Genomic DNA, 4,152 nt, shown 5'->3' on the forward strand with positions numbered 1-4,152 from the left:
TAGCACCGTCCGGCAGGCCACCGAGCGCCGCCGCGCCGAGATCGCCCGGATCGTCGCGGCCATGCCGCAGGGCCAGCGAGCCGGGCTGATCAGGGCGCTGCGGGCGTTCAGCGAAGCCGGCGGCGAACCTCCGGCCCACCGCAAGGCGGGGGCCGACGTCGGCTGGTGACACGGGGCCCGCGGGGGCGCCCCCTGACATGGCGCCCCCGGGGGCCGGCGCGGCTACGGCGTGCCGAGCGTGCTTTCGAAGACGCCGTCGAAGTAGTTCTGGGACTGGTCGATCTCGGCCTTCGTGTACTTCTTGATGAAGGCGTCGACCTCCTCCCTGAACCAGTCCTGCTCCTGCCAGGTCTGCAGCTTGAAGGGGGTGACGAACTTCTCCACCCGGAAGGCGAAGCGGAACTTCTGGGCGCTGGCGCAGCCGATGTTCACCGACCACGTCTCCTTGGTGAAGGAGGTGAAGTACGCGCGGATCTTGGGCACGTACACCCACTCGCCGTCCTCGACCTGGAACATCTCGTGCACGATGCCCACGCACGCGTACTGGTAGCTCTCGACCGAACTGCCGCCGTAGATCCGCATCGTCTCGCCCTGCGAGGCCAGGAACTGCTTGAAGGCCGCGAGTTGGCCGCCCTTGCCGGACACCGCGTCGATGAGGATGTTGAGGAACTGGGTGGCGATGTCGATGCCCACCACCTCGCGGTCGTAGGAGGTGATCTCCGAGGTGAAGCCGCCCATGAACGGCGCGAGTCCCTTCTCCATGGGTGTCGTCCACAGGTCCGGCTTGTGCTTGGCGGCGTCGTCGGAGCCGGCGGTCTTGAGCACCGCGGCGGCGACGATGCCCACCAGCCCCTCCAGCACCCGGGACATGTCCTGGCGCACCTTGACCAGTTCGGGCGGCGGGTTGTTGGTGGTGGCGTTGATGTACGTGACCAGGCCGTCGCTGTCGGCGATGTTCGGGTCGTAGGGGTCCTGCCCGAGGCCGAGGGAGTCCCAGTACGCCTCGGCGGTGGCGAGCTCCTGGAGGAACTCCTCCTGCGTGAAGGGTGGTTGCTCGTCCGCCGGGGCGACAGCGGGGCCCGTGCCGGAGGCACCCGGGCGAGGGGTGGCGGCGCCGGCCTGGGCACGGCCGGCGGCGAGCAGGGCGGCGGCGCCACCCAGGGCGGTCGCGGTCCTGAGCACTTTCCTGCGGGTGGGTAACCGGTCGTCTGCGGGCTCCGGCATGGCTGCTCCTCGTGGGGGGAAGGGCGGCGTGCCGTCGGCACGCCTCGTGCGAGCATGACCAGCACATCGCCCGGATGCAACCCTGATGTCACCGATCATTCACTTTTGGCCGGACCTGTTCGCAGCGATGCGGTCAGGGCCGCTCATCACCCGAACCCCTTCCCTGCCCCTGCTGACCGGTCATCTGCTGACGGGAGCGCGCGGTGTCCCGCCCTCAGCTGACCTGGGGCCAGTCGCCGGAGTCGTATGTGAGCCAGTTGATGCCCAGCAGCGGAGCACCGTTGTCCGCGTAGTAGTGGTAGACGAGGATGTCGTGGTCCGTGTCACTGAAGACGCCCTCGCCGCCGGGGCCGTGGATGCTGCCGTGACCGGCGAGGAGTTCGGTGCCTCCTCCCGCCGTCATGGGGGTGCCGTTGCGGTCGGTGTAGGGGCCGGTGACGCTGGTGGAACGGCCGACCATGATCCGGTAGGTGCTCGACGCGCCTCGGCAGCACAGGTCGAAGGAGACGTACAGGTAGTAGTAGCCGCCGTGCCGGAAGATGTACGGCGCCTCGATGGCTCCGCCGCCGCGTCCCGCGACAGAGCGTAGTGCGGTGTCGGCGCGCAGCCCGGTTGACGGATCGAGTGCGATGAGCTTGATGCCGGACCAGAAGGAGCCGAAGGTCAGCCACCACTTGCCCTGGGCGTCGACGACCAGGTTCGGGTCGATCGCGTTGAAGTCGTCCGACTGCTGCGAGGAGATGATCAGACCCCGGTTGGTCCAGCTGCCCGGATCCCCGCTCGTGCTGGTGGCCAGGAAGACGGCCGAGTGGTTGGAACCGAAGGTCGATGCGGCGTAGTACATGTAGTACAGGCCGTTGTGGTATGAGAGGTCGGGTGCCCATAGGTTCCGGCTGCCGTTGGTGTACGCGTACGTCCAGGAAGCGCCACCTGGGAAGGCGGCGCCGGTGTTGCGGAAGGCAGTCCGGTCGCCGGAGGTCTTCAGCCCGATGTTGTCCGCGGTGTAGGCGGCGAGGTAGCCGCCGGATGGACGCTTGACCATGCTCGGGTCGTGCACGCCGATGTCGCCGGTCACCGTGCCGGGATTGGGGTACGAGGCGGCGGCAGAGGGCAGTTGGGCGGAGCCGACCAGTACGAGCGCCAGCAGGGCCGCCGTGATCAGCGCACTCGCCGACCGGCGCCGGCGAGGCGGCCGGGCGGGGTGGGCCGGGGTGTGGTTCTTCCGGCGCGAAAGAGTGAGCGCTAACAAGTAATCTGTGAAGAGGGCCGAGACGACTGCTCGCGAGAGGGGCCGGCCAATGCGGTGTGGAGCGGGCATGGTTCCTCCATGTGCGGGGGGGAGGCGCCTGGTGTGCGCCGCGACATCTGGAGGTAACAGGTAGGAGGGTTTATAGCGTCCCGTTGAAGCGCTGTCCAGCATTAGGGCGAGATCGCCCTCTCCGCAAGCAGGCAGTCGCGCCGATACCTCGGAGGTCCCCAGAGCCCGGGCTCCCAGGACGAGCTGCTGAGCGGTCCTGCGCTGAGTGGAGTGCCACGCGTGGCACCGGGATCCTGTCGGCTGTCGATGCCGAAATTTCCGGTGCATGGGCGTTGACCCAGGGGTTCGTGCGGGGCCAGACTGCCACCGTTTCGCCTCATGGTCGCGGTCGGGCGGCGGGAGCCCGGTCGCGACCCTCGGTCCTTGGGATCGGTCCGCCCCGCGCCCTGGTCGGGGCGCGGCTGGCGTGGTGAACACATGTGTCCGAGCCAGATTGTTAGCGCTATCAATCCCTGCCGACTCTCGCATCGGCACTTCACCAGGAGTACTCACCACCAGCCCCTCCGGCAACGGCGATCGTGTCCCCCACGCATGTGCGCGAACATCCCCCCACGACACAAGGAGTTGGAAGTCCATGTCCTGGCCACACAAGAGATTCTCCCCCGGAGTCGTGCTCGCCACGGCGGCGCTGGCAGCTGGCGCGCTGCTGTACACGCCATCCGGCGCAAGTGCCGCGGGCAGCACGCTGGGCGCGGCGGCAGCCGGCAGCGGCCGGTACTTCGGCACGGCGGTGGCGGCCGGCAAGCTCGGTGACGCCACCTACGCGGGCATTCTCGACCGGGAGTTCACCATGATCACCCCGGAGAACGAGATGAAGTGGGACACCACGGAGCCGTCCCGCGGCAACTTCAACTTCGCGCCCGCCGACCAGATAGTCAGCCACGCCCAGTCCCACGGACAGCGCATGCGCGGCCACACTCTCGTATGGCACTCGCAACTGCCCTCCTGGGTCAGCTCCATCACCGACGCCACCACGCTGCGTAGCGTGATGGACAACCACATCACGCAGGAAATGACCCACTTCAAAGGCAAGATCTACGCCTGGGACGTGGTCAACGAAGCCTTCGCCGACGGCTCCACACAACACCGCAGCTCGGTCTTCCAGAACGTCCTCGGCAACGGCTTCATCGAGGAGGCCTTCCGTACCGCCCGGGCAGCCGACTCCTCGGCCAAGCTCTGCTACAACGACTACAACATCGAGAACTGGTCCGACGCCAAGACCCAGGGCGTCTACGCCATGGTCAAGGACTTCAGGGCCCGCGGCGTGCCCATCGACTGCGTCGGCTTCCAGAGCCACTTCGGCACCGGTGGACCGCCCGCGAGCTTCCAGACCACACTGTCCAACTTCGCCGCCCTCGGCGTCGACGTGCAGATCACCGAACTCGACATCGCGCAGGCATCGGCCACCAACTACACCAATACCGTCAACGCCTGCCTGAACGTCTCGCGCTGCACCGGCATCACCGTCTGGGGAATCCGCGACAGCGACTCCTGGCGCAGCGGCGACAGCCCCCTGCTCTTCGACAGCAGCGGCAACAAGAAGGCCGCCTACAACGCTGTGCTCGCCGCGCTCGGCGGTTCTTCGACCGGTGGTGGGTCGGGGTCGTTGT

The 4,152-nt window shown here is 67.8% G+C and carries 3 protein-coding genes; 1 reads left to right on the forward strand and 2 read right to left on the reverse strand.

Annotated features, from left to right (window positions below; translation table 11 throughout):
* Nucleotides 1-222: 222 nt before the first annotated feature.
* A complete protein-coding gene (locus tag HCN08_RS34320; protein ID WP_167987281.1) occupies nt 223-1,224 on the reverse strand; it encodes a hypothetical protein in 1,002 nt (333 codons plus the stop codon).
* Nucleotides 1,225-1,438: 214 nt separating this feature from the next.
* Nucleotides 1,439-2,473 carry an arabinan endo-1,5-alpha-L-arabinosidase gene (locus HCN08_RS34325; protein WP_322974858.1) on the reverse strand — a complete coding sequence of 345 codons (1,035 nt, stop codon included), beginning with the start codon at nt 2,471-2,473 and terminating at the stop codon, nt 1,439-1,441.
* A 643-nt stretch (nt 2,474-3,116) separates the two neighbouring features.
* Here HCN08_RS34325 and HCN08_RS34330 point away from each other — a divergent pair.
* A partial coding sequence (locus HCN08_RS34330) for an endo-1,4-beta-xylanase (RefSeq protein ID WP_167987285.1) occupies nt 3,117-4,152 on the forward strand: 1,036 nt, incomplete at its 3' end.

Source organism: Actinacidiphila epipremni, assembly GCF_012034175.1.
GTDB classification, from domain to species: Bacteria; Actinomycetota; Actinomycetes; order Streptomycetales; family Streptomycetaceae; genus Actinacidiphila; species Actinacidiphila epipremni.

What these genes read in the sequence shown, in the direction of transcription:
- HCN08_RS34320 (WP_167987281.1), bottom strand. Translation starts at nt 1,224, where the DNA reads ATGCCGGAGCCCGCAGACGACCGGTTACCCACCCGCAGGAAAGTGCTC.